This is a genomic window from Pseudomonas putida, from assembly GCF_028682175.1.
GTDB lineage: Bacteria > Pseudomonadota > Gammaproteobacteria > Pseudomonadales > Pseudomonadaceae > Aquipseudomonas > Aquipseudomonas putida_AD.
Window position 1 is genome coordinate 1 of the sequence record NZ_JANHKS010000103.1, and the last position, 1802, is coordinate 1802.

The 1802-nt window shown below is 61.8% G+C and carries 1 protein-coding gene; it reads left to right on the forward strand.

From position 1 onward, the window contains the following. Window positions 1-88: 88 nt before the first annotated feature. A partial coding sequence (locus NPS29_RS28620) for a type VI secretion system Vgr family protein (RefSeq protein ID WP_274136860.1) occupies window positions 89-1802 on the forward strand: 1714 nt, incomplete at its 3' end.

The following is a 1802-nucleotide window of genomic DNA, read 5'->3' on the forward strand; positions in this document are numbered from 1 at the left end:
AACAGCAACTGGCCGGCTATCACGACCTCATCAAGATGCCGTCCCGTACTGCCCATCTCACCATCACCCTGCCCTGAAGGTTTTGTTCATGAACACACCGGCTGACATGGATGCCGCCACGTGGCGCAAATTGCTGTCCCAAAACCACCGCTTCATCACCCTGCAGACCGCATTGCCCGATGCACTGCTGGTCGAGCGCTTGCACGGTGTAGAAGGCCTGAATGAGGAGCTGGATTTCACCCTCGAGTGTGTATCCGCATCGGCATATCTGGACATAGACGGTTTGGTGGATCGTTGCATAAACCTGCAACTGGTCATGGCCGACGGCCGCTTGCGTTTGTGGCAAGGCATGGTGGTGGAAGTTGAGCAGCAAGGAAGCGACGGTGGGCTGACGAGCTACCTGCTGCGGGTCGGCAGTTGGATGAGCCTGCTCAAGCAGCGGCGCAATACCCTGATCTTCCGCGACATGGACGCCTTGGGCATCGCCGCCCAGGTGTTTGCCGATTATCCCCAGGCCAAGTGGCGACACGACGTCACTCAGCCGTTGATCCCACGCGCTATTTGCACGCAGTACCGGGAAACCGATTTCGAATTTGTCACACGTGTGCTGTCCGAAGAAGGTCTGAGCTTTCGCCTCGAACACGCCGAAACGCCGCTGCAGGATCCTGACGGTTTGCCCAATGGCAGCGCCGAATTGGTGATTTTCGACCGCCATTTCCCGTTACCGGAAAGTGAAGCGCTGCCCTTTACACGCATCAACGCGACCGAAGCAGGCGACGGCATCAGCCGATTCAGCGAGCAGGTGCAGGTATGCAGCGACCGCGCCACAACCACCCGCTGGAACCCAACGCTGATGAAGGCCGTGTCCGGCAGCGCTTACCATCCTGCCCACGGCGATGGGCAGGCGTTACCAGAACGCGAGCTGTTCGACGTTGAGCCGCCGCTGGCGTTCATGACTTCCGCTCAGGCTGATCTGCACGCTGGCCTGCTGTTGGACGCGGCCCGCATGGAGGCGCGCCTGTATCTGGGCGAAGGCGCGATCCGGCAACTGCAGCCCGGTCCTCGCTACACGCTCACCGGTCACTCAGGCCATCGCGGACAAGCGTTCATTTGCCTGCGCGTGACCCACAGCGCGGTCAACAACCTGGGCGTGCTGGCGGCTCAACTCCTACGCGATTCGGGGCTTATAGCAGGCAGCTATCGCAACAGTTTCAAGGCGATCCCCGCCGACGTGCGGGTGGTGCCAAGGCGTCTCCCCCGCCCTCTCGCTGCGGGTACGCAAAGCGCCATCGTCGTCGGCAGCAAATCTCAGGTCATCACCAGCACCCGTGATCATCAGGTCCGCGTGCAGTTCAGCTGGCAGCGCGGCACAAATCCACTGCACGGTGGCCTGCATGAGACGCACAGCCTGAGTAAACCGGACGGCCATGCACCGGGCGATGAAAGTTCAGGCAGTTGGGTGCGCGTGGCTGAAGATGCCGCCGGCAACAACTTTGGCCAGCACTTCACCCCACGCATTGGTGCCGAGGTGTTGATCGGTTTTGCCAATGGCGACATCGACCAGCCGAGCATCATTGGTCAACTGTACGGCGGCCGGGATTTCCCACCCTTTGCGGCGGGACTCGATGCATCGGCCAACCATCCGGGCACGCTGTCCGGCCTGCAAACCCGCAACCTCGACGGCAGCCCCGCCAGCCAATGGCTGCTCGACGATGCCAGCGGCCAGCTGCGTCACGAGCTGCGCAACGCAACAGGCGACAGTCACCTGGCGCTGGGGTACTTGATCGAGCAACAGGGCGCCG